A 24651-nucleotide genomic window follows, 5' to 3' on the forward strand; every position below is an offset into this window, starting at 1 on the left:
CCCGAAGGCGTGCTGCGTATTCTACTGATTTCAGTCACAGTGTCAAATACTTTCTTCATTTTTTTTTAATAATTAGTTCATAAAAATAGTTAATTCCACCGACGAACATATATTAATGTATGGACATGTTTTAAAAATTCAAGTGTCTTAAGAATTAATTTCTAGTAGATCTGGCTATCCTCATTTTTTTTTGTTACTCTTCACGATTCAACTATGGTGGCTCTATTGGTCCCTTCGCGGCGATAGATCGTGAACCCCGTCAGGCCCGGAAGGGAGCAGCGGTAACGATTGATTCGAGCGCCGGAGTGTGGCTCTTAGAGCTACCGCCCAATTTGTGAAAACATGTATGAGCTATCTTGCACTAGCCCGTAAATGGCGACCACGCACCTTTTCCCAACTGGTTGGCCAAGACCATATAAATAAGGCATTAATCAATGCGTTAAATCAGCAACGATTGCACCATGCCTATCTTTTTACCGGAACTCGCGGTGTAGGAAAGACCAGTATCGCCCGCATTTTAGCCAAATCACTCAATTGCGAGAAAGGAATTAGCTCAGACCCCTGTTTGCAATGCACTATCTGCAATGCAATTGAACAAGGTCGTTTTATTGATTTAATCGAAATTGATGGTGCATCTAAAACTCGAGTTGAGGATACTCGTGATTTATTGGATAACGTGCAATATGCACCCGCTATTGGCCGTTTTAAAATCTATTTAATTGATGAAGTACATATGCTTTCCCAGCATAGTTTTAATGCACTGCTCAAAACCCTGGAAGAGCCGCCGGCACATGTTAAATTTATTTTAGCTACAACAGATCCGCAAAAGCTTCCTGTAACTGTATTATCTCGTTGCTTACAGTTTAATTTAAAGCACTTGGCTACTGAGTTAATCAGCCATCATTTACAGCTGATTCTTAAGGAAGAACAACTTTATTTTGAAGTTCAAGCTGCAGATATATTGGCTCAAGCTGCTCGAGGCAGCATGCGTGATGCGTTAAGTCTTTTGGATCAAGCCATTACTGGTTGTGATACCCAATTACGTGCAGATGATGTCAAAATGATCCTTGGTTATACTCAACAAGATTATGCCCTACAGATGCTACGCGCTTTGGCCGAGCAAAATGCCTCTGCTGTATTAAAAATCAGCCAGTGTATCTCAATTGAAGGAGGACATTTTCAATATGTTCTGGATGAATTGCTTAACTATCTTCACCAAATAGCTATATACCACACTATTGGAGATAATAATCCGCTAATTAGTCCTCCACCGGAAATTATAACTCTTGCACAACACATTTCATCTGAAGACATCCAGCTGTTTTATCAAATTGGGCTTAAAGGACGCGAGGAAATTCATCTTGCGCCAACTTTAATTATTGGCTTTAATATGACTGTGTTACGGATGCTTACTTTTAGGCCTGTTCCTAAAGAAACACCTCCACCTTTAGCAATCTATAAAAATTCCTTTCCCTCTACGCTACAACCGCCTCATTCTGCACAAGTACAGGCTCCTTTAAGCGTTCCGGAAAAGCAAATTCAGAATCTGACAAATTTTGATCCAAATTCAGAAGATATAGGAAAGGAAAAGCAACCTCAGAGCACTAACCAGGAGGAGAGAGATTGGGCAAACATTATTCCTCATCTCAAACTTACCGGCCTAGCGCTTAATGCAGCAGAAAATGCGGAATTAGTTGCAAAAGATGGACGAGAGTTCACTTTACGAGTGGCCAAAGGGCACCAATCTCTGTTTACTCCAACGGTACTCTCACGCATTGAAATGGCACTAGGCCAATATTATCAAAATCAAGTGAAAATTATTCTTAACTGTGATGAGTCAGTTCAATCCTCTCCAGCGCAGCAAAAAGAGCAAGCAACACATCAAAAACAACTCAAAGCAGAAGCTGCATTAAACAATGACCCCATGTTTCAGCAGCTTCAACAAGAATTTTCAGCAGAATTGGTCAAAAATTCTATTGTCCCGCTGAAAGATGACTTATAATATATCGAATTTTAAATCTAAACATATGAGGCCTTAATAATGGATATGAATCAAAATCTTGGCAACCTGATGAAAGAAGCGCAAAAAATGCAACAACGTATGCAAGAAGCGCAACAACAACTAAGCCAATTAGTTGTCACTGGTGAAGCCGGTGGTGGTATGGTAGTTATTAAAATGAATGGCCGACATGATGCCACTGAAGTGAAAATCAAACCTACAATGATGGAAGAAGATGTAGAAATGTTGGAGGATTTGGTTGCTGCAGCAATTAATGATGCAGTACGAAAAATTGAAAAAGCATCTAAAGAAAAAATCAGTCAATTAACAGCGGGTCTAAATATTCCAACTGATTTAATGGGCGGTGATAAGGACGATAAGGAATAGTCCTAAAGATGGATATGTTAAACCGCTTGGTAGAAGCGTTCCGCTGTCTGCCAGGCGTAGGTCCCAAATCAGCACAGCGTATGGTGTTTCATTTACTCCAGCATCAAAGACAGAGAGGGTTACACCTTGCATCATGTCTGGAGCAAGCAATGAATAATATTCATCATTGTGAACGTTGTGCTAACTATACAGAACAAAAAGTTTGTAGCCTCTGCCAAAATCCAAATCGGGATCCATCCTTGCTTTGTGTTGTAGAAAGCCCCGCTGATGTATCTGCCATAGAACAAAGCAATGCCTTTCAAGGCAAGTATTTTGTTCTCATGGGGAAAATATCTCCATTGGATGGCTTAGGACCAGAAGACATAGGATTACCACGACTTAAAAATCTCATCATTCAAGAAGAAATTAAAGAAGTGATATTGGCATTAAGCCCTAGTGTAGAAGGGCAAACCACCATTCATTTTATTCACCAGCTTTTGCGTGAGTTGTCAATAAACATTACCCAATTGGCGCACGGCATTCCTTCTGGAGGAGAATTAGAGTTTTTGGATGGCAATACTATAGGAAATGCCCTTCGCAACAGAGCAATAATTCATGTTTAAAACAGTATTCCACAATAAATACATTTTCATATTGATGCTTCTCGTTTCTGGACTAGCAAATGCATCTTTTTACAAAAATTTATGGCCCCAATGGCAGGTAAATAGCCCTTTATCAACAAAAGTTATTTCTCATAAGCTTTGGCAAGATTTTCTAAATCGCCGCATTGTCACCAATGAAGAAAACATCAATCTGGTTGATTATGCTCATATGACACAAACAGACATGAATTTGCTTAAAGATTATTTAAAAAGCATGTCAGAAATCAATATTAATAACTACAACCGCGATGAGCAATTAGCCTTTTGGATTAATGTATACAATGCTTTGACCGTTCAAATTATAGCCAATTATTATCCAGTTACTTCGGTCCAAGAAATTAATATATCACCAGGATTATTCAGCATAGGGCCCTGGGGAGCGAATCTAATCACCATTAAAAATACTACTTTAACTTTAGATGACATTAATAATCGCATTATTCGAGCGATCTGGAATGATCCTCGCACCCATTATGCTATAAACAATGGGACTATTGGCGCCCCAAATCTTAGTAGAAAAATCTATCAGGGTAAGCTCATTGAAGAACAATTAAATCAAGCTGCCTCCACTTACATTAATTCGCTTAGAGGAGTAAATGTCATCGAAGGAAAGCTCATCATCTCTAAATTATACGACTGGTATGAAGAGGATTTTGGGGGAACCAAGCACGATGTAATTTTTCATTTATTGCAATTTGCAAAAGAACCTTTATTAAGCCAACTAAAACACATCAATAGCATCGACAGTTATATTTATAATTGGCATATAAATAGCCCGTCGCACGAACACGAATAAAAGAACAATTAAATTATTTTATTTTTACTTAAAACCAAGAAAAACAAGTATACTCACTCAATTTAATGATGAGGGAGTTGAATATGAATCTAGGCGGTTTTTCTTGGAAAAGGCTGATTGGCATCTCTGCCCTGAAAGCTAAAATTTCGCGAAAGATTGGCATTCCACTAACGCAAGCAGGCAGAGAAAGAAAACTGGGTGCCTTAATCATTAAATATTTATGCTCGTTCTTTTTAGAAGAAAAAAGAAAAAAACGTTAATTAATCCTTATTAGAGAGTCACACTCTGCAAGAAAAAACCTCCTTCCTAATCATCTCGAAGGAGCTTGAATTAAAAATGTTCTAGTAAGCTCAAGCTCTAAACGAAGAGTTTATCTCTTTTTATCGTAATTTTGCTCGTTTTTTGAAAAAACTGATAAAATTATAAGTATATGGAAAAACCGTTGTATTTTACGAGAAAACTATGTTAAACAAAATTTCTGAATTATGGCCAAAACCAAAACCTCCGCCTAAACGAGAGATGAAGACATTAGCTCCTTTTAGTCCTGGAGCGTTGCCTTCCAAGGACGTGGAGCGATTTACAAAAGAAATAAACGACCTAATAAAGGATTATAATCTAGAAATAGATGACGCTGGGAAAAAAAATTTTTTAAAGCAAATACAAGAAAAAATAAAAGAATTCGATTATAAATATAAACAAAAGCATTTTGCAGACTCTCCTGCTTATCGCGAAGCCCATGCATTTTTATTTAAAGAAATACAGTATCAATATGCTAGTTTGGGCGTTTTTTCTTTAGTTACATCGCCAAGACACTCTTCGCCTCTTGCCGAAATCATTGCAAATATGTCTCCTGAAAAGGCGGATAAACTATTAGATATCTTAGTAAATAATACAAGTAAAGGCTTAACGAAGGAAGAGTTAGAAAAGAAAAATTACAAGAAAGAGTTAGCTAATCTCTATGAAGAATCTGATAAAAGCCCGGAAGCGGAAGCCTTTCGTAAATTTATTAAAGAGCATGAAATTAGTTTCTTAGGAGGTAACAACTCTAAAAATTTTAAGATAACCCAACTAAGTGATCAAAGCGAATTTGTCCTAAAAATAGATTATCGCTTTGGTATGCCGCGAAATGTAGAGGCTCATTTACGCGAAAAACTTAGTGATAAATTTATCCCAATACATGCAGAAAGACAAGCAACATGCATAGACCATGCCACTGGAGACACAATTACTCGAGGTATTCATGTTACGGAATATAGTGGGGGAGGGAGCGTATACGATCATCGCCAACAATTAACAAGAGTATCAGACCTAATAAGATATTCCGGTGAAATTTTTGAACAAATGGCAGGAAGTATGTTAGATATTCAGGACGCTGGATGTATGTTTCCAGATGCAAAAATTACCAACTGGCTAATAGATGACATAGATCAACTTCAACTTAGCGATACTAAAACTTTTATTTTTACAGATAAAAATGGAAAGTACCACCTTGGTCTTCCCGGAAATGAATACGGTGCTTTCTTAGACTCTAATAATTATAGGCCTCCCGAAGTCAATGGTTTAATAACTGATCCATCTGAAACCATACTTGATGCAGATGCCGTTCATGCCTATATTCTTGGAGTAAACTTATACATTTATGCCACAAATTCAATGGGAAAAGGAAACAATGGAGCAAAATTTGATTTTGATTTCCAATTATTTAACAGTGAACCCCATGGCCCTGCCTTTAAGGAATTGGTTGTAGGACTAGTTAACCCAGATCCAGCTAAACGCATGCCTGTACGAGAAGCTTTAGATCGGTTATTTATGATTAATAATCCTGAGTTTAAAGATGTTTTTACTCAACTAAAGACCTTGAATTTTGGTAAAGATGATAAAATGATGAACCAATATATTCGTGACAAACAAGAACTCATTAATATTACGTATGGAAAAGAAGCACGCCAAAAAATTTTAGAAGACTTACAAAACACGGTTAGTGCTTTGGAAACTGGTCCTGTCCAACAGGTACGATCTGAAATTAGCAAATTTAGAAAAGAAGCTGCCGATCTATTTGCAGTAGGAAAAAATGCCAAGGCAGAAAGAATTGAGAATGCAATGAGCAAATTATCCATAGAAGAACGCGTTCATTTCTTCGATTCTACAAAATCGAAAGAGGTATTAAAAGAACTTGCTTCTCATCGCCATTGGGGAAAGGGCGGTAAAGTTTATCTTACTGAAAATGAAATTGACACGGATAAAGCAGCCACGAGTTTTAAAGATTTCAAAGCGAAATTTCAGGATCAAATGAAGCCTCGAAAACCAAAAGAAGAAGAACCTACTGAAAGAGAAGAACATAGAAAATCAATCGAGATTTAATAATATGATAATTAAAGGACAATAAAATGAATTTTGATTTATTATGCTTAGAAATAGGAGTTAGTATGGATCAACCCCTATCAAAAAAACTAGAATTGTTACAAGGATGGTTTCAAAAAAATATATCTACTGAGCTTCATCTCTCAGGGAGCGAAAATGAGCAGTTTGAGCAATATAAACAAGCAACTGAATTTTATTTAGATTTTGTTCTTCCGGAAACAACTCATGATATGAGTAAACCCAATCAAAATTTTCATGGCGATAATTTAGTTTCTTTTTTATCTTATATGGGTTTCGATCGTGTTCTTCACTCTTTGAAAATCGATAAGGCTTTATTAAATACTAAAAATTCAAATGGATTAACCCCATTACATCTGGCCGCTCTTGAAGGAAACATTAATACAGTACATATGCTGCTTTCTTTAGGTGCAGATCCATGTATTCTTAATAAGCAGAAACAATATCCTTTATTTAGCGCATTGATTTTACCTATCCTTTACGAGGATGAGCTAAGACAAAATAAAATAAAAATTTTTAGTTTATTAAAAGAAAAAGGTAATCAGCTTTTAAATCAAGATAAAAATGGTGATACAGTTTTACATCAAATAGCACTACAAGGTTTTGATTCCTTAATTAAAGAAATTTTAGCAACTCATACGGAGCTCGCTTACATACAAAATAAACATACTCATTACCCAATACATACCGCAATTCTAAACAATCAAATACAATGCGTTATTCCTTTGCTACAAATTAAAGAGGGTACCATTTTAGCTGATTCCAGTGGTTGGACGGCTCTACATTATGCCGCCTGCTACGCAAACCAAGAGATCCTGGAGGAGTGTTGTAGGTCTAGTACAAATAAAGACGCCCCGGATTTTACAGGGAAAACTCCTTTAATGATTGCTGCTGAATTAGGAAGACTTTTTGCAGTGCAAATCCTTTTGCAACATGGAGCACAAGCGCACATTACAGACTCTGCAGGATTTAGTGTCCTGCATCATGCAGTAAAGTCAGGAAATTTAAAAGTAGTGCGTTGGCTCATCGAGAATACGAATATAGATATTAATGCGAAAGATAACCATAATCTTACACCGCTCCAAATAAGTGAAACCAATGTAAGTGAAACCGGGGATATGGAAAAAATAACTGCTTTGTTATTAGAGCATGGTGCAAGTTCAACACCGCCAGTTCCCAACTGATAATTACTTTCTAAAGATGAGCACCCAATATTTTACTAAAACTCAATCGATCTGCTCCATATATTGAAATAACTGTTCAATAACATCTCCAGCAATTATATGAGTGCGTTTATAAATTTGAATTACTCTAAATACTGCATTACGATTTCGCAGGTCTATTTCCATCTTGGGTTTTGCTACATCATATCGATAAGGTTCAGTAAGCAGGTACCTCTTTCTTAGTTCGATACGTAACGCTTCCATAACACAACATATGGCATTAAATACCTCAATTACTGCTGATTTTTCTTCACTATTCAATAAAGGCAGCCACTCAAAAGTACTTCCGCTAGCGATATTAAAAAATGTATAGAGTAAACTGTGCGTATCATTATTGGAAAAATGCCCGTATAAATCTACGCAATCCGTAGTAGTCAGCTGACTGTAGACGGCCACCATTTTTTCTTGAAAAATAATTGAGTTCCGTTCTTGTTCCAGGAGCTCGGATAATAAATTTTGGTGTAGCATCATCACTGCATCAATGAAACGATTTGGATTAAAGCAAAATTTATAAGCCCGTCTTAGATCATAAAAATAATTAATCACTTGTTTTGAGTGAGTTAAATTCGAGCTTAGTTTTAATCCTTTAACAGCTGTTTGGATCATTTGCTTCAACTCCTCATTTGTTTCGATCATGATACCTGGGGGTAATTCTTCATCATGCAAAAAATAATCGACTCCTGGAGTCAATTCATTTTGTAAAGCAATCTCATACAGTTGTTGCTGCATTAATTCGATATAATAATGTAATACTTCCAAACGCATCTGAACTGAAATTAACTTTTCAGAATGAATTACATCAGTAAATAATTGATCCGGATGCATCTTATAGAAGAAAATTGCATTAACCAAACCAGCAAATTTTGAATTAGAAAAATAATCTAATGCAGCGTGCAACTGTTCCATACTCCAGTCATGAAATACAGCTACCGACTCAATAGGTGTCTCATAACTTTGATTCAAATAATTAACGAATCTCTCCAACCATACGTTACACTGTAATTTGGAAAATAATTGGTGTAATTGTTTTGAAGGTAGAGGAACTTCATTCGTGGAAATTGAAAACTTTGCCCTGTTTTGCATCATCCTTCTCCTAAACATCATCCTGAAAACATTTTATGATAAATCCTATATCCAGCAGAGATAGAAAATAAAACCAATAACTCTTAGAATAATAGCGAAATTAATTGCAAGTCGATACTAATCTTGCCAAAATTATAGCGAATACCGCGAAGCAAACTGGAATTAAATGAATGCCGTTACTTAGTTATCTTTTATTTATTGATAACGATCCTGTGAGTGAGGATCTTAAGAAATATTTTGCACAATTTAACATTCACATTGTTCAACAAAATCAATTAATACCGGTTCAAAATGGGTTAGGAAAACCTATTGCAATTCTGATTAATTGGTCTATTTTAAAAAATTCCCCCCAGGCACTTCATCAATTCTATACAAACTATCCTGTACCTTTACTCATTATAAATGATGCTCCGGATGAAGAAGCCTGTATCAAGGTACTTGAAGCTGGAGCAGATGACTTTATTATAAAACCACTATTACCCAGAGAACTTCATGCACGAGTCAGCGCAATTAACCGACGCGTCTTACGGGCACAACAACAATCTGCACATGAAAAAGAAATTCTTCTTTTTGCCAATTGGCGACTTTATCCTGCATCAAGACAAGTGTTTCGTGATAATACCAGTGAAGAATTATCATTAAGCGCTGGTGAATATGACTTGCTACTTACTTTTGTACAGCAACCTCAACGAGTCCTGGATAGAGAGCTTCTATTACACATCACTAAAAACAGTGATCTAAATCCTTTTGATCGAAGAATTGATGTACAAATAAGTCGGCTTCGCCAAAAAATAGAAGTTGATGCAAAAAAACCCGTATTAATTAAAACTATTCGCAATGGTGGTTATATGTTTACCGCACAAGTAATCACTTTAAAAGAAAGTGATACAAAATCCTAGGAAAAGCATCATTTTTATTTTCGCTTCTTACTTATTTTAAATACCTTAATGCTTTTAATTGTATTGTCCCCGACTTTTAATATTTCCATGCGATAGTTTTCTATAGTTAAACATGATTCAGCTGGGGGGATATAACCAAGATGTTCAACAATTAAACCGCTTAACGTTTTGGGCCCTATCATAGGTAAGTTCCATCCCATTAATCGATTTAAATGGCGTAATGTTAAACCCGCATCAACAATAACTGAGCCATCACTCTGCGGGATGATATCACGACTAAGCGCAGCTACATCAGTAGTAAACTCGCCTACAATTTCCTCCAGTATATCTTCCATAGTGACTAAACCCTGAATATTTCCATATTCATCTACTACAAATGAGCTGCGTCTTTTCATTTTTCTAAAATTTAAAATCTGAATGTTGAGGGAAGTAGCCTCAGGAATATAATAAGGTTCATCTGCTGCTTTTAATAGACTATTAAGATCCAACTCATTCTCTATAGCCAGATTTAAGATATCGCGCACATGGATCATTCCTACCAAATCATCAATTGAATCACGGTATAAAGGCAGACGAGTATGTTTTGCTGTTTCTAATTGATATAAGATTTCTGACCAGGGTTCTTCTATATCAATACCCACAATATCTGACTTAGGAATCATAATATCTTCTACAGTAGCTTGCTCCAAATCCAATAAGCTAATCAACATACTTTTATGTTCAACTGGCAATAACCCGCCTGCCTCATGTACTACGGAACGTAATTCCTCGCCAGTCAATGATTCCTTTTGTATTTTGTCAATTGAGATTCGAAATAAACGCAGTACCCCATTAGACATGGAAACACAAATATACACTAAAGGTGCAAAAATCAATTGGAGTATTTGCAGTGGTAGTGAAGTAGCAAATGCAACTTGTTGCGGATAAATCGCCGCAAATGTTTTGGGTATCATTTCAGCAAATACCAAAATTACCAATGTTAAAAGCGCTGTAGCTATAGCAATACCAGCATCTCCATAAATATGCTGTCCAATCAACGTTGCGATTGTTGAGGCAAGAATATTCGCCAAAATATTACCGATTAATATAACGCTCAACAGTCGATCGGGTCGAGAAAGTATTCTGTTCACTCTTATTGCTTGTTCATTTTCTTTCTTAACTAAATGTTTTAACTTATAGCGATTAATCGACATCATACCGATTTCAGTGCCTGAAAAAAAAGCACTCACGAGAATTAAAAAAACCAGTATGATAAACAATGTAGAAAGATGGAATGCCACCGAATTTCCTCAAGCTTTTATAACACGAAATAAAGTATCATATGGCTTCAAAGAAAGCGAGATAGAGTTAATTTTGCAATCGTTTTGAGAGATATTGGTAATTTATAAAGGCAAGAAATACGCAGCTGCTCCAGTGGGTTAAAGGCTAATGTCCTTAACCCTGAACCATTAATTTTCCTCGCCATAGGCAATCCTATTGTTGCTCTTTACTATTAAAACGAGCTACGCTGGACATGATCTCTTCAAACGCAGCATCAGGACCAACCCAACCATTTAGTTTAACCCATTTACCTTCTTCTAAGTCTTTATAATGACTGAAAAAGTGCTCCAAAGAGTTCAATAGATGCTGCGGCATATCTTCATGTGACTTAATTGACTCATAAATTTTAGTTAACTTGTTCGTAGGAACAGCCAGAATTTTAGCATCAACACCTGACTCATCAGTCATTTTTAACATACCCACTGGTCGGCACGGAATTACTGATCCACCAACAAGAGGAACTGGGGTCACCACAAGAACATCAACAGGATCTCCATCTTCTGACAGAGTGTGAGGAATATAACCATAATTGACAGGGTAGAACATGGGAGTAGTTAGAAAGCGATCAACAAATAACACTCCAGACTCTTTATCAACCTCATATTTTACGGGTTCGCTATGCATAGGGATTTCAATAATTACATTAATTACTTTTGGCAAATCACGGCCACTACTAATTCTCATTAAACTCATTTATTCTTCTCCCCTCTAATGAAATAAAAATATATAATGACATTTTAATTCAGATCAAACTAAAGGCCAGGAAATCATCTTTTAGATTATTCAACACATGTTATCCTGTAAAAAACCCTTGGAATAATTCAAAAATAAAACACCCGCAGAATTCTACTTATTTAAAAAAATCATTGCGTAAATGCAAAATTGCAATACAAAAGCGGCTATTATGCGAAAAAACACATCAAAAGGCAAAGAGAAGCTGTCGCATTATAAGTAATGCAATGTATAATATCTCTTTTTAATTAAAATGAGATTACATATGAATTGCTTGTTTTGCAAAATTGCACAAAGTGCGATACCTGCATCAGTAGTTTTTGAAGACGATGAGATAATGGCTTTTCGTGATCTCAACCCGCAAGCTCCTAAACATTTGCTGATTATTCCGAAGCAACATATTGCTACGCTGAATGATGCCGGCGATGAAAACCAGGCCCTGTTGGGAAAAATGATTTTAGGGGCAAAAAAAATTGCTCAAACTGAAGGAATAAGTGACACAGGATACCGATTAGTTTTTAACATTAATCCCGATGGCGGCCAAACAGTATTTCACATTCATTTACATTTACTGGGCGGACGTCACATGACTTGGCCCCCGGGTTAGGAAAAAAACTATGGAAAAATTATATAAAGAACTGCTAATACAATTAGGTGAAGACGTAACGCGAGAAGGGTTAGTTGATACTCCTTTACGTGCTGCCAATGCCATGCGTTATTTAACCAAGGGCTATAATGAGAGCCTCGAGGAAATTATTAACGATGCGCTTTTTGATTCAGACATGAGTGAAATGGTAATCGTGAAGGATATCGAAATGTACTCCATGTGTGAACACCATTTACTCCCTTTTCTTGGAAAATGTCATGTAGGATACATACCCAATGGGAAAGTAATAGGCTTATCAAAAATAGCACGCATCGTTGATTACTTCGCTCGACGCTTACAAATTCAGGAACGATTAACTACGGAAATAGCGAGTTGTTTAGAATCTATTACTGGTGCACGCGGTGTGGCAGTAGTTATTGAAGCAAAACATCTGTGTATGATGATGCGTGGTGTTGAAAAGCAAAACTCAATAATGACTACTTCAGTTATGCTTGGCGATATGCGTAATAATCCGACAAGTCGGGCTGAATTCTTAACCTTGACGCTTAATAAGTAATCCGTCCTGTCCCCTATCACTTAGCCTGGGCTGAAGCGAAGCTTCACCCAGGAAAATCACTCTACTCCTCTTCTCCACCACGATTGGCCATCTCTGCTGCTTCATGATGCTCTTCTTCATGATGTTTTTCTTCAGCAGAAGCTGTTGTTGTCTCTTCTGCCTGTGGTTTATCTTTCCATTCAAGCTTCACGCGACCTTGCTTATCAATACCCGCAACAAACACTTCGATTTCTTGACTTTCTTGCAGTACAGATTCGACTTTTTGCGATCGATCACTGCAGATTTGTGAAATATGGAGTAACCCATCTTTTCCGGGTAAAAGATTAATAAAAGCACCAAAATCAACAATCTTACTTACTTTACCTTGATAGGTTTGACCCACCTCAATTTCTGCGATTAATGCTTTAATTTGTTTTTGTGCCTCCTCCAAGGCTTGCATATCTGGAGAGAATAATTGAATCACCCCTGTATCATCTATATCTATAGATACACCTGTGCTCTCAATTAACCCCTTAATCGTTGCTCCACCTTTCCCGATAATAGTTCGTATTTTGTCCTCAGCCACCTTCATTGTAGTAATGCGTGGCGCATGTTGGGATAATTCTTCTCTATGTTCAGATAAAGCATTATTCATGATACCAAGAATATGTAAGCGGCCGGCTAAGGCTTGGTCTAAAGCTTGCTCCATAATTTCATTGGTAATTCCGTGGATTTTTATATCCATTTGTAATGCGGTGATTCCATGTTCGGTACCGGCTACTTTGAAATCCATATCACCTAAATGATCTTCATCACCTAATATATCAGTTAATACAGCATAACGATCGCCTTCTTTAATTAAACCCATTGCGACTCCCGCAACAGGTGCTTTTAACGGAACACCTGCATCCATCAACGCAAGACTGGTTCCGCATACCGTAGCCATTGAGCTTGATCCATTCGACTCAGTGATTTCAGAAACAACTCTTAGCACATAGGGAAATTCATTTGCCTCAGGTAATACAGCAATGATTGCTCGTTTTGCTAAACGACCATGCCCAATTTCTCTACGTTTAGGACTACCAACCATGCCAGTTTCCCCTACTGAATAAGGAGGGAAATTATAATGCAACATAAAGCGATCTTTTGTTTCGCCGATAATATTATCTAAAATTTGTGCATCACGATCATTACCTAAGGTAGCTACGACAATAGCCTGTGTTTCACCACGTGTAAACAACGCAGAGCCATGTGCTCTTTCCAAAAGTTTTGTACGGATAGCAATAGGACGGACTGTTTTATGATCGCGGCCATCAATTCTTGGCTCACCATCAAGAATTCGATTGCGTACTGTAGCACGCTCTACTTCAACAAACATATTGCCGATAACATCTGCCTTTAACTCATCATTCTCAGCTTGTAACGCAGCGATTGCTTGTTCTTTTAATTCATCAAGACGCTGATAACGCTCTTGTTTGTCTTTAATCAGATATGCTGACTCAACTTCATTTTTTACCATGTCTGAAACTCGTTCTTGTAAATAAGAATCTACTTCAGGAGGGGTCCATTCCCAGCGTGTTTTTCCAGCTTGTGCTGCGAGCTCTTCGATTGCTTTAATCACATTTTTCATCATTTCATGACCAAACATGATCGCACCGCGCATAATATCTTCACTTAATTCTTTTGCTTCTGATTCAACCATCAAAATCGCATCTTTAGTACCTGCAACTACTAAGTCCAATCTTGATTGCTCTAAATCTTTGCGACTTGGATTTAATAAGTAAATCCCCTCTTTATAACCAACACGAGCAGCGCCAATTGGTCCGTTAAAAGGGACGCCAGAAAGGGCTAAAGCTGCAGAGGAGGCTACCATTGCCACAATGTCAGAAGAAACTTCTGGGTTTAAAGAAAGAACCGTGACAATGACCTGTACTTCGTTACAAAAACCATCGGGAAATAAAGGACGAATTGGGCGATCAATCAGTCGTGAAATTAGTGTTTCATTTTCTGTTGGTCTGCCTTCACGTTTATTAAATCCACCAGGTATTTTCCCTACAGCATAAAACTTTTCCTGGTAATTTACTGTTAGTGGAAAAAATCCATTTTCTTCGCCACCTTCTTTTTTACCAACTACAGTAGCTAATACTTGAGTGCCATTCATACTGGCTAATATTGCTCCATCAGCTTGTCGCGCAATTTCACCAGTTTCCAATATAAGAGTATGGTCACCAAATGCTATTTCTTTTGTAAACTTAGCCACGTAATCTTCCTCATTAAGTAATTATAACGAAAAAAAGGCGCAGAAAATTGCGCCTTTATTTAAAGTTTTTTTATAAAGTACATTTCTAAAGAAATGTTTTGCTCACCAATCAATAAGAATCTCTCAGTTCCAGAGTTTGGATCAATGTTTGGTAGCGAGTTCCATCGTTGCGCTTTAAATATTTTAACAACTTACGACGCTTATTAACGAGCTCTTGTAGCCCACGTCGAGAATGAAAATCTTTTTTATGTTCTTTAAAGTGCTCGGTTAAATATTTAATACGGCTTGTAATAATAGAAACCTGAACTTCAGGCGAACCTGTATCTTTATCAGAACGCTTGAATTCTTTAACGATTGCTGCTTTATCTGCGCTGCTTAGCGACATTATACACTCCCGGAACTACTAAGTATTCATTTAAAGGCGAACATTCTACCAAGGCATGTCAAACGAAACAAGTACTGAAAATTATTTTTGTGCAAAAAATTTCATATTTTAGTGAACTCTCTCATTTGAACCATGAAAAGATTAAAAAGAAAGCAATCGTTTCGCTTTAATATTACCTTGTATATTTCGTTCACCTAATCCAATAAATTGTGCTTTTTTATCATAAAGACGAACACAATCTGTTATTTCAACATTTACCTTATTTGGTACCACTCTGCCTTGGCGAATTGCGACTATTTCATCATCCGAAAGAGTCACTGTCTCTAAATGGTCAACTGCTCTATCCATAGGAATTAAGCAAGCAACTCGCTCGGACATAGACATGCTCTCTAATTCGTCTAGCGAATACATGAGCATATTTTCTAAACCCGATGTATAAACTCGATGCAACTGCGTCACATGAGCCCCTACACCTAAAGCATCGCCAATATCTTCAACTAAATTGCGAATATAGGTTCCTTTGCTGCAAGTCACAGTTAATGAAAATTGAATTCCATCAAATGCGTTAAGTTGTAAATTACTAATCAGGATCTCACGTGCTGCTCTTTCAATGTTGATCCCTTTTCTGGCCAAACGATAAAGAGGTACTCCATTATGTTTTAATGCAGAAAACATAGAAGGTGTCTGCTTGATGTGACCTGTATGTTTCATCAATACACGAAGCAAATTTTCCTCAGAAATATTGAATGCTTCCGTACGAGTAATTACCTCGCCTGTCGCATCAGCAGTATTGGTTTTGATGCCTAATAAACCCGTGGTCTGGTAACATTTATCTGCATCAAGCAAAAACTGACATACTTTAGTTGCTTCACCAAAACAAAGAGGCAACATTCCTGTAGCGAGAGGATCTAGACTTCCGGTATGTCCCGCTTTTGGCGCTCCTAGCAGTTTTTTTGCTTTCTGAAGGGCCGTATTTGAGGTCATTCCTTCCGACTTATTCAGCAATAAAACACCATTTATTGTCACAGGGTTAATTGCTTTCATCATCATCTGAAGTTGACGGATTCACTTTATCGATGAGACGACTTAAGCGTTGTCCATATTCTATTGATTCATCATATACAAAATGAAGCTGAGGAACTGTCCGCAAGGTAATACTTCGCGCCAAAACACTACGCAAATAGCTAGCAGCAGCATTTAAAATTGCTGTTGCTGTTTTTTTATCCTCGTTAAGAACGGTAAAATATACTTTGGCATGTCCCATATCAGCAGCAACTTTTACTGCGGATATAGTCACGAAACCTGTTAAGCGTGGATCTTTCACTTCTTTAGGTATTATTTGAGCTAGTTTTCGCTGAATCATCTCAGCGACACGGTCTGTACGTTTAAAATTATGACCCATCTTTATAAATCACGCTTAATTTCTACTGTTTCATACACTTCTATTAGGTCACCTGGCTTCACATCATTGTAATTTTTGACTCCAATACCACATTCGAATCCTTGGCGAACCTCTACCACATCATCCTTAAATCTTCGTAATGACTCCAAAGTTCCTTCATAGATAACCACGTTGGCACGCAGCACACGGATAGGGTTATTGCGCTTAATAACACCTTCAACAACCATGCAACCCGCAATTGCGCCAATTTTAGGTGACTTGAACACATCACGGACTTCAGCAATACCAATAATTTCTTCTTTAAATTGCGGGGCAAGCATACCCGTTAAAGCACCTTTAATCTGATCCACAATATCATAAATGACGCTGTAATAATGCAATTGCACTGATTCATGTTCTGCTAATTTCTTAGCACTGCTATCTGCTCTGACGTTAAAACCAACCAAAATTGCACTTGATGCTATAGCCAAGTGAACATCAGATTCAGTGATGCCACCAACACCACTTGAAATGACTTCAACTTTAACTTCCTCTGTAGATAACTTCACTAAGGCATCTGTAATGGCTTCAAGAGAGCCCTGAACATCGGCCTTGAGTACAACGTTAAGCACTTTTGACTCACCAGCAGCCATATTTTCCATAATCCCTTCAATGGTTGATTTCTGACGTCTGGCAAGTTTTACATCACGGAATTTACCTTGACGGAACAAAGCTACTTCTCTTGCTTTTTTCTCATCAGGAACAACAACTGCTTCATCTCCAGCATGAGGAATCGCTGATAAACCAAGCACCTCAACTGGAATTGATGGACCGGCTTGCTCAACCATATCTCCATTATCACCAACAAGGGCACGTACACGGCCATACTGGAAGCCAGCAAGCAAGATGTCCCCTTTATGAAGAGTTCCACTTTGTACTAACACAGTTGCTACAGGGCCTCTCCCTTTATCCAAACGTGATTCTATGACTACACCTTTGGCAGCGCCATCGGTAACCGCCGTCAGCTCTAAAACCTCAGATTGAAGTAATATTGCGTCAAGCAGATCATCAATACCCATGCCTGATTTAGCAGAGATATTGATAAACATAGTATCGCCGCCCCAACCTTCTGGAATAACTTCATGTCCAGACAATTCATTCATGACACGGTCAGGGTCAGCATCTGGCTTATCCATTTTGTTAATTGCAACGATAATAGGCACCTTTGCTGCTTTCGCATGTTGAATTGCTTCTATAGTTTGCGGCTTAACTCCATCATCTGCGGCAACAATTAAAACAACAATATCAGTCGCCTGTGCACCTCGAGCTCTCATCGCTGTAAATGCAGCATGACCAGGAGTATCTAAGAAAGTAATATTACCTTTGGGTGTACTCACGTGGTATGCACCAATATGTTGTGTAATACCACCTGCTTCGCCAATAGCAACTTTGGTTCGACGAATGTAGTCAAGTAAAGAAGTCTTACCATGGTCCACGTGCCCCATAATCGTAACTACAGGTGCTCTAGATTCTGTATGACTTCCCTTGGTAATTGATTCGCCTAAACCTACTTCAATCGCATCTTCTTTAATGACTTGTGCCTTATGGCCCATTTCTTCTACTACGATCACCGCTGTTTCTTGGTCAATAACCTGGTTTATGGTTGCCATTGCGCCAAGTGACATCATCGCCTTAATTACTTCAGCAGCTTTTACAGACATCCTTTTTGCCAACTCAGCAACAGTAATAGTTTCTGGTACCAAAACTTCTTTTACTACAGGTGCAGTTGGTAATGCGAAACCATGTTTTAATGATTCTTCGGCTTCTCTTAACTTGTCTGACTTCTCAACACCCTTTCGCTTTTTAAATTTACTACGTCCACCGCGTCTATGTATTTCTTGCTCTTCTTCATCTCGATCATAAGTGGATTGATATTTAGGTTTTTTCTTAGCTTTTTTAAAGTCTGGCGCTTCAGTTTCAATCACTGCATCTACATGTTTCTTTTTAGATTGCTTTTCAAGTTTTTGATCTTCCTTTCTGGGAGGTTCTTCGGTGTCTTTAAATGCGTTTTTATTTTCAACGATTTCTACATGGGATTCCGAGTGCTCTTCAGCCTTCTCATTCTGCAGTTTCTCTTCTGACTCAGGTTGTTCTTTTGTTGTAACCTTTGCTTCAACTGGTTCATTGCCTTCAACCGTTTCAGTAACATGTTCCTCTGTATCAGGAAATATTTCAGACATAGGTGCAGTTTCCAATACAACTTCAGCAGGATGTTGCTCTAGTACACTCTGATTTTCTTCAGGCATAACAAAAGGTTCTTCAATTTCAGACTGCCTTACTATTGGAGCACGCTTTACAAATACCTTTTTCTTACGTACTTCAACATTAACAGTTTTTCCACTATGGGCATCATGGCCAACAGTAACTTGTGATAAGCTTTTTCTTCTCAAAGTAATTCTTTCCGGCGAAGCATTTACGTCGCTCAGAGAAGTTTTTTTCAAATGATTAAGTAGGATCCGTTTTTGCTCTTCATTCACAGTCTGTTGGTCATCAGAAAAAGACAACCCTGCTTCCTGTAACTGGTTCAATAAGCGTTCAACCGGAATACCAACGACTTGAGCTAATTGTTTAACCGTCACATCCGCCATATTTTAATCCCCTTTCAGCAGTTATATTCAATTATTTAAGAACGAACTGCATATTTGCACTACATTAATTTATAATAAATCCATGGCTATAAAAACCATGGTTCTCTAGCCTTCATAATTAAGACACCGGCCTTTTCTTCAGTCATTCCTTCAATTTCTAACAACTCATCTACAGATTGCTCGGCTAAATCTTCCATAGAAGTAATCCCCTTCGCAGCTAATTTATTAGCTAACTCATTGGTCATGCCTTCCATTGAAAGTAGTGATTCGTCAGGTGAACCAGATAGCTCTTTTCCTGAAGAAAGAGCCATAGTGAGTAATTTATCGTTTGCTCTATTTCTTAATTCTTCAACAATTTCTTCATCAAACTCTTCTATAGCAAGTAATTCTTCTTTAGGTACATAAGCAACTTCTTCAAGAGAAGAAAAACCATGTGCTACGAGTAATGAAGCAATTTCTTCATCAATTTCCAGTGCAGAAGTAAATAATTTAACAATTTTACTTGATTCTTCCAAATTTTTATTTTCGAACTCGTCTGTAGTCATTACATTCAAAGTCCAGCCTGTTAATTGACTTGCCAAACGAACATTTTGCCCATTGCGGCCAATTGCCTGGGACAATTGATCTTTTTCTACAGCTAAGTCCATAGCATGTGTGTCCTCATCAACAACAATAGAAGATATTTCTGCTGGAGCCATCGCATTAATCACTAACTGAGCCGGATTATCATCCCATAGAATTATATCTACCCGCTCCCCACCAAGTTCGCTGGAAACAGCCTGAACCCGAGCGCCACGCATACCTACACACGCCCCTACAGGGTCAATCCGTCCATCATTGGTTTTAACTGCAATTTTAGCTCTATTTCCTGGATCGCGCGCGGCGGCTTTAACTTCAATAACATTCTCGCCTATTTCAGGGACTTCAATGCGGAAAAGTTCAATAAGCATTTCATTACGTGTACGACTCACAAATAACTGTGGTCCACGAGCTTGAGGTGTAATCTCATATAAATAAGCACGGACACGATCATTTGGACGGAACATTTCATGCGGCAACATTTCAGTCCGTGGTAAAAATGCTTCTGCTTTACCACCTAAGTCAATGATAATATTATCACGAGTTACTTTTTTAACAGTTCCATAAATCAACTGTCCTAATTTGCTTCTGAATTGATCAATGACCAGCTCACGCTCAGCTTCTCTAACTTTTTGCATAATAACTTGGCGAGCAGTTTGAGCTTCTATTCTTCCAAATTCAATTGAAGGTATTGTTTCTTCTATGCGATCACCAACTTTTGCGGCTGGATTGCGCTCTTTTGCTTGTTCAACAGTTAATTGGTGATCAGGGTGCTCTAGCTCATCTTCATTGACTACATCCCAATACCTAAAGGTTTCATGCTCGCCCGTACGAGGATCTAACTTAATTCTTACACCTATATCCAAACCAAAGATCTTGCGAGTTGCTGACTCCAATGCGGCCTGAATGGCAAGTATAATAACATCTTTACTTACACCTCTTTCGTTTGATAACGCCTCTGCAACCAGTAACAATTCTTTGCTCATTGTTCGCCTCTCTATACTGTCAAATTTGCTTTCACAATATTTGAAAAAAGTAACTCTTGATCTTCGTTATTTATGTTAAGTACTAAAGTATGGTCTGATGCTGAGACAATAGTACCAACTAATTTACGCTTACCGTCCACCGGTTTAAAAGTTTTTACTTGTGCTTCATGTCCTATGTAACGTTGATATTGCCAACTTTTAAATAAAGGCCTTGGAATGCCGGGTGATGATACTTCCAAGCTGTAATTTCCAGAAATAGGATCTTCAACATCAAGCAAAGCACTAACTTGATGACTTACTGCTTCACAGTCTTCAATTCCTATTCCATTAGCCTTATCAATATATATACGCAATAAGGAATGCCTACCCTGTGAAAGATATTCACACCCCCAAAGCTCATAGCCCATATCTGAAATCGTAGGGGCCAATAAATGTTCCAACTCATCTTGTATCATAATATTAACAAACTAAAAAAGGGCACGCATGCCTAATTAAAATACAATAGGGTAACCTGAGTTTGGACAAGGGCTAAACTCTGAAAGAGTTTTCGTTAAAGCAATTAGTTCCGAGCGTGACCTTGGCTTTACTGGGCTACTATTATCTTTTAGTGCAGTACAAATTATACATAATAAAAAACCCCATAAATGGGGTTCTAAATAAGTGGTAGCGGGGGCAGGATTTGAACCTACGACCTTCGGGTTATGAGCCCGACGAGCTACCAGGCTGCTCCACCCCGCGTCAACTGATGGCAAGTATACTGAGAGTCAGTGTTCTTAGCAAGTACTTTCGCTTAAGATTCTAAATAAATATGTATTCTGCATTATTAAAAACAGAATTACTTCATTTTTAGATACCAAAAGCGTTAATACAAGCCACAATTAAGGCGCTAGGAAAAATACCTAAATAAAGTAGTGATAAACAATTGAGGGAAAGTACTAAAACATTTCCTTTACTCATAACTACTGGATCAACCTGTACGGGTTTGTCAAAATACATGATTTTAACAACTCTTAAATAGTAATAAGCGCCAATTACTGTAAAGAATAATCCAAGCACAGCAACCCAAGTCATTTGAACATCGACCAAAGCTTTAAGTACAAGTAATTTAGTAAAGAATCCAACAGTGGGTGGAACACCTGCAAGCGAAAACATAATAATTAACATCAAAAATGCGAGCCAGGGGTTTCTTTTGTTAAGGCCTTTTAAATCATCGATACAGTCAATTTCCATTCCTTGTGTGGACATTAAGACAATTAGGCCAAATGCCGCTGCAGAAGTTATTCCATAAACCAAAATATAGTAGAGTGCTGCCGAATAACCTGCACTGGTAGCGGCTAAAATACCGAACAGAGCATATCCAATATGTGATATTGCTGAATAAGCAAGTAAACGTTTAATACTGGTTTGCACCACAGCTAATAAATTACCCAAACCCGTTGAAAGCAAGGTAATTACCAGTAATATTTGTTGCCACTGCGTGCTAATATCTACCAAACCAATAGTTAACAATCGAAATGTCATCCCGAGCGCTGCAATCTTTGGTGCGGCACTAATGAATAAGGTAACTGAACTTGGAGCCCCTTGGTACACATCAGGCGCCCACATATGGAAGGGAACAGCAGCCAATTTAAATGCAACCCCAGATAATATAAAGACCAAAGCGAAAGTAAGTAATGTGTTTTGTTGTTGCCAGTTCGCAGCAATTGCATTTGCAACCTCAAGTAAATCCAGTTTTCCTGTTGCACCATAAATTAGAGAAATACCATATAAAAGCATGGCAGATGCAATTGATCCCATTACAAAGTACTTCATCGCAGCCTCTGAAGCATCTCCATCTGTTCTACGAATAGCAGTCATGGCATATAAAGGTAATGACAATAATTCCAAACCAAGAAAAATAGTAAGTAATGAGTGCGCTGAAACTAAGATCATCATTCCTAAGGTAGAAAACATTCCCAAAATATAGTAATCACCAGAAGGCATTTGACGCTCATCTATGTAATTCTTTGAATAAATAAAACTCAATAATACCGACAGGTATATAAAAAACTTCATTAAATTTGCAATATCGTCACTGATAAATAGACCATTAAGTGTAATAACCTTAAACGTACCAATATAAAGAAAACTAACAAAAGCAGCTAAAATCAAACCGCTACATGATATAAAATAGGCAATTGATTTACACCGATCCCGTAAAAATAAATCAGCAAGCAACGCAATACATGCTGCAGTTAAAAGGATTATTTCTGGAAGAGCTACATGGATATTTTCAAGTAATGCTGTCATATTGATTAACCTTGATTACAATTTTGATTGACTTGCTAATGCCAGAGTATGACTTACTGTTTGATGTATGTACTCTAGCATTGGCTTAGGATAAACGCCCATAGCGATAACCATCAAAGCAAGTAGGATATAAGCGCTTAACTCATAGCTCGAAAGATCTTTTAATTCTGCAACTTTTTCATTTGCTACAGGACCAAAAATAACACGTTTGTACATCCAAAGATTGTATCCAGCCGCTGTAATTAGCGTGGTAGCTGCCCAAAATGTTACCCAAAAACCTGCTTTAAGTGAACCGAGAATCACCATAAATTCGCCAACAAACCCGGAAGTACCTGGTAGCCCAGCATTTGCCATACAAAAAAGCATGAAGAACGATGCAAAGATTGGCATGGTATTCACTATGCCACCAAAATCTACTAAACGACGGGTATGCATGCGATCATAAATGTAGCCTACGCCAGCAAAAAGAGCACTTGAGACAAATGCATGAGAGATCATGACTACAATTGCACCTTCTAATATGAGGCCCGCAGCACTCAATCCTGTTTGCTTTGCAATTTCAAAAATAGCAAAGGAACCCAATGTCACAAATCCCATATGCGAAATTGAAGAATATGCAATTAAACGTTTCATATCTTTTTGAATAATTGCAACAAGGGCAATATAAACGACTGCAATTAAAGACAAGACAATCATAATACCAGCATAACGGCTACAAGCGTCTGGTACTATGGGCAAAGAGAAACGAATAAATCCGTAAGCACCGAGCTTTAATAAAATTGCTGCTAATACTATTGAACCGCCTGCTGGAGCTTCAGTATGCGCATCAGGCAACCAGGTATGTACTGGAAACATGGGTATCTTGATAGCAAAGCCAAGAAAGAAGGCAATAAAAATCAATGTTTGTGCAGTCATTCCGAGTTTAATGGCATAAAATGCTTCAATATTAAATGTGCCTGCTATATAGCCCATGTATAAAAAGCTTGCCAACATGAGTACTGAGCCTAAAAAAGTATATAAGAAAAATTTAATTGCGGCATAGACACGATTATCAGATCCCCAAATTCCAATGATCAAATACATTGGGATCAGCGTTGCTTCCCAGAATACATAGAATACAATTGCATCTAACGCTGAAAAAACTCCAACCAATAATCCCTGCATAATTAAAAATGCAGCCAAATATTGAGAAACTCTATTAGTAATACTCTCCCAAGTTGCCAAAATCACAACTAAATTCGTAAAAATACTAAGTATAATTAAAAGCAAAGACATGCCATCAATGCCCAAACTATAGTTAATTCCTAAAGTTGGCATCCATTGAAATTCTTCCAAGTATTGCATTCCAAGTACTTTAGGATCAAAACCTGCAACGAGCGGAATACAAAGTAATAGACAAAGTATTACAGTAAACAAAGCCAAATAGCGTGAAATATTCGGGCTACGATCGTCTCCAGCAAGAAGAACAAAAATACCGCCTATTACTGGCAACCAAATTAGTAAATTGAGCAAATAATGCATA

The 24651-nt window shown here is 37.7% G+C and carries 21 protein-coding genes, 1 tRNA gene, 1 other RNA gene and 2 pseudogenes; 11 read left to right on the plus strand and 14 right to left on the minus strand.

Features of this window, described 5'->3' with window-relative positions; genetic code table 11:
• The first annotated feature begins 223 nt into the window (after positions 1 to 223).
• The 8 genes from ffs (at position 224) to Ltuc_RS00030 (ending at position 7386) form a co-directional block, all read left to right on the plus strand.
• Positions 224 to 320: signal recognition particle sRNA small type (ffs, locus tag Ltuc_RS14800), an RNA gene on the plus strand.
• Positions 321 to 346: 26 nt separating this feature from the next.
• The gene (dnaX, locus tag Ltuc_RS00005) at positions 347 to 2002 is read left to right on the plus strand and encodes a DNA polymerase III subunit gamma/tau (protein ID WP_058521547.1); all 1656 of its coding nucleotides are present in this window, start codon (positions 347 to 349) and stop codon (positions 2000 to 2002) included.
• Between the two features lie 39 nt (positions 2003 to 2041).
• Positions 2042 to 2386 (plus strand): YbaB/EbfC family nucleoid-associated protein, encoded by a 345-nt coding sequence (locus Ltuc_RS00010; protein ID WP_058519325.1) that lies wholly within the window; start codon positions 2042 to 2044, stop codon positions 2384 to 2386.
• Positions 2387 to 2394: 8 nt separating this feature from the next.
• Positions 2395 to 2988 (plus strand): recombination mediator RecR, encoded by a 594-nt coding sequence (gene recR, locus Ltuc_RS00015; RefSeq protein WP_058519326.1) that lies wholly within the window; start codon positions 2395 to 2397, stop codon positions 2986 to 2988.
• Positions 2981 to 3823: a DUF547 domain-containing protein gene (locus Ltuc_RS00020; RefSeq protein WP_058519327.1), complete on the plus strand. Its 843-nt coding sequence runs from the start codon at positions 2981 to 2983 to the stop codon at positions 3821 to 3823. The genes recR and Ltuc_RS00020 overlap by 8 nt, the downstream gene beginning before the upstream one ends.
• 83 nt (positions 3824 to 3906) lie before the next feature.
• Positions 3907 to 4083: a hypothetical protein gene (locus tag Ltuc_RS15475; protein WP_165480991.1), complete on the plus strand. Its 177-nt coding sequence runs from the start codon at positions 3907 to 3909 to the stop codon at positions 4081 to 4083.
• 202 nt (positions 4084 to 4285) lie between these two features.
• Complete coding sequence (locus Ltuc_RS00025) at positions 4286 to 6184, plus strand: protein kinase family protein (protein ID WP_058519328.1); 1899 nt, start codon at positions 4286 to 4288, stop codon at positions 6182 to 6184.
• Positions 6185 to 6210: 26 nt separating this feature from the next.
• On the plus strand, positions 6211 to 7386 hold the full coding sequence (locus Ltuc_RS00030) for an ankyrin repeat domain-containing protein (protein WP_058519329.1): 1176 nt from the start codon (positions 6211 to 6213) through the stop codon (positions 7384 to 7386).
• A gap of 42 nt (positions 7387 to 7428) precedes the next feature.
• Here the strand turns inward: Ltuc_RS00030 and Ltuc_RS00035 are convergent, their stop codons facing one another.
• Positions 7429 to 8511 (minus strand): hypothetical protein, encoded by a 1083-nt coding sequence (locus tag Ltuc_RS00035; RefSeq protein WP_083498015.1) that lies wholly within the window; start codon positions 8509 to 8511, stop codon positions 7429 to 7431.
• A gap of 167 nt (positions 8512 to 8678) precedes the next feature.
• Here Ltuc_RS00035 and Ltuc_RS00040 point away from each other — a divergent pair, with 167 nt between their 5' ends.
• Positions 8679 to 9407 carry a winged helix-turn-helix domain-containing protein gene (locus Ltuc_RS00040; protein ID WP_058519331.1) on the plus strand — a complete coding sequence of 243 codons (729 nt, stop codon included), beginning with the start codon at positions 8679 to 8681 and terminating at the stop codon, positions 9405 to 9407.
• Positions 9408 to 9421: 14 nt separating this feature from the next.
• Here Ltuc_RS00040 and Ltuc_RS00045 read toward each other — a convergent pair whose 3' ends face one another.
• Positions 9422 to 10687 (minus strand): HlyC/CorC family transporter, encoded by a 1266-nt coding sequence (locus Ltuc_RS00045; protein WP_058519332.1) that lies wholly within the window; start codon positions 10685 to 10687, stop codon positions 9422 to 9424.
• A gap of 193 nt (positions 10688 to 10880) precedes the next feature.
• A complete protein-coding gene (ppa, locus tag Ltuc_RS00050) occupies positions 10881 to 11420 on the minus strand; it encodes an inorganic diphosphatase (RefSeq protein ID WP_058519333.1) in 540 nt (179 codons plus the stop codon).
• 304 nt (positions 11421 to 11724) lie between these two features.
• On the opposite strand from ppa, the gene Ltuc_RS00055 reads away from it, so the two are divergent.
• Positions 11725 to 12066, plus strand: a complete 342-nt coding sequence (locus tag Ltuc_RS00055) for a histidine triad nucleotide-binding protein (protein ID WP_058519334.1) — start codon at positions 11725 to 11727, stop codon at positions 12064 to 12066.
• Between the two features lie 10 nt (positions 12067 to 12076).
• Entirely contained in the window at positions 12077 to 12622 is a 546-nt protein-coding gene (folE, locus tag Ltuc_RS00060; protein ID WP_058519335.1) for a GTP cyclohydrolase I FolE, read from the plus strand.
• Positions 12623 to 12683: 61 nt separating this feature from the next.
• On the opposite strand, the gene pnp is transcribed toward folE, so the two are convergent.
• The 11 genes and pseudogenes from pnp to Ltuc_RS00110 form a co-directional block, all read right to left on the minus strand.
• Positions 12684 to 14861 carry a polyribonucleotide nucleotidyltransferase gene (gene pnp, locus Ltuc_RS00065; RefSeq protein WP_058519336.1) on the minus strand — a complete coding sequence of 726 codons (2178 nt, stop codon included), beginning with the start codon at positions 14859 to 14861 and terminating at the stop codon, positions 12684 to 12686.
• A 109-nt stretch (positions 14862 to 14970) separates the two neighbouring features.
• Positions 14971 to 15246, minus strand: coding sequence for a 30S ribosomal protein S15 (gene rpsO / locus Ltuc_RS00070; protein WP_058519337.1), 276 nt, complete (start codon positions 15244 to 15246; stop codon positions 14971 to 14973).
• Positions 15247 to 15387: 141 nt separating this feature from the next.
• Positions 15388 to 16290: a tRNA pseudouridine(55) synthase TruB gene (gene truB / locus Ltuc_RS00075; protein ID WP_058519338.1), complete on the minus strand. Its 903-nt coding sequence runs from the start codon at positions 16288 to 16290 to the stop codon at positions 15388 to 15390.
• Positions 16277 to 16648, minus strand: coding sequence for a 30S ribosome-binding factor RbfA (gene rbfA, locus Ltuc_RS00080; protein WP_058519339.1), 372 nt, complete (start codon positions 16646 to 16648; stop codon positions 16277 to 16279). The genes truB and rbfA overlap by 14 nt, the downstream gene beginning before the upstream one ends.
• A gap of 2 nt (positions 16649 to 16650) precedes the next feature.
• A pseudogene (infB, locus tag Ltuc_RS00085) lies at positions 16651 to 18663 on the minus strand (translation initiation factor IF-2); the annotation flags it as partial.
• A gap of 263 nt (positions 18664 to 18926) precedes the next feature.
• A pseudogene (locus Ltuc_RS15820) lies at positions 18927 to 19275 on the minus strand (translation initiation factor IF-2 associated domain-containing protein); the annotation flags it as partial.
• 86 nt (positions 19276 to 19361) lie between these two features.
• Positions 19362 to 20840, minus strand: coding sequence for a transcription termination factor NusA (gene nusA / locus Ltuc_RS00090; protein ID WP_058519341.1), 1479 nt, complete (start codon positions 20838 to 20840; stop codon positions 19362 to 19364).
• 11 nt (positions 20841 to 20851) lie between these two features.
• On the minus strand, positions 20852 to 21295 hold the full coding sequence (gene rimP, locus Ltuc_RS00095) for a ribosome maturation factor RimP (RefSeq protein WP_058519342.1): 444 nt from the start codon (positions 21293 to 21295) through the stop codon (positions 20852 to 20854).
• A 206-nt stretch (positions 21296 to 21501) separates the two neighbouring features.
• Positions 21502 to 21578 (minus strand) — tRNA-Met (locus tag Ltuc_RS00100).
• Positions 21579 to 21686: 108 nt separating this feature from the next.
• The gene (gene nuoN, locus Ltuc_RS00105; RefSeq protein WP_058519343.1) at positions 21687 to 23129 is read right to left on the minus strand and encodes an NADH-quinone oxidoreductase subunit NuoN; all 1443 of its coding nucleotides are present in this window, start codon (positions 23127 to 23129) and stop codon (positions 21687 to 21689) included.
• Between the two features lie 15 nt (positions 23130 to 23144).
• Positions 23145 to 24650, minus strand: a complete 1506-nt coding sequence (locus tag Ltuc_RS00110; protein WP_058519344.1) for a complex I subunit 4 family protein — start codon at positions 24648 to 24650, stop codon at positions 23145 to 23147.
• Position 24651 lies beyond the last annotated feature (1 nt).

This window comes from Legionella tucsonensis (genome assembly GCF_001468035.1).
Taxonomy (GTDB): domain Bacteria; phylum Pseudomonadota; class Gammaproteobacteria; order Legionellales; family Legionellaceae; genus Legionella; species Legionella tucsonensis.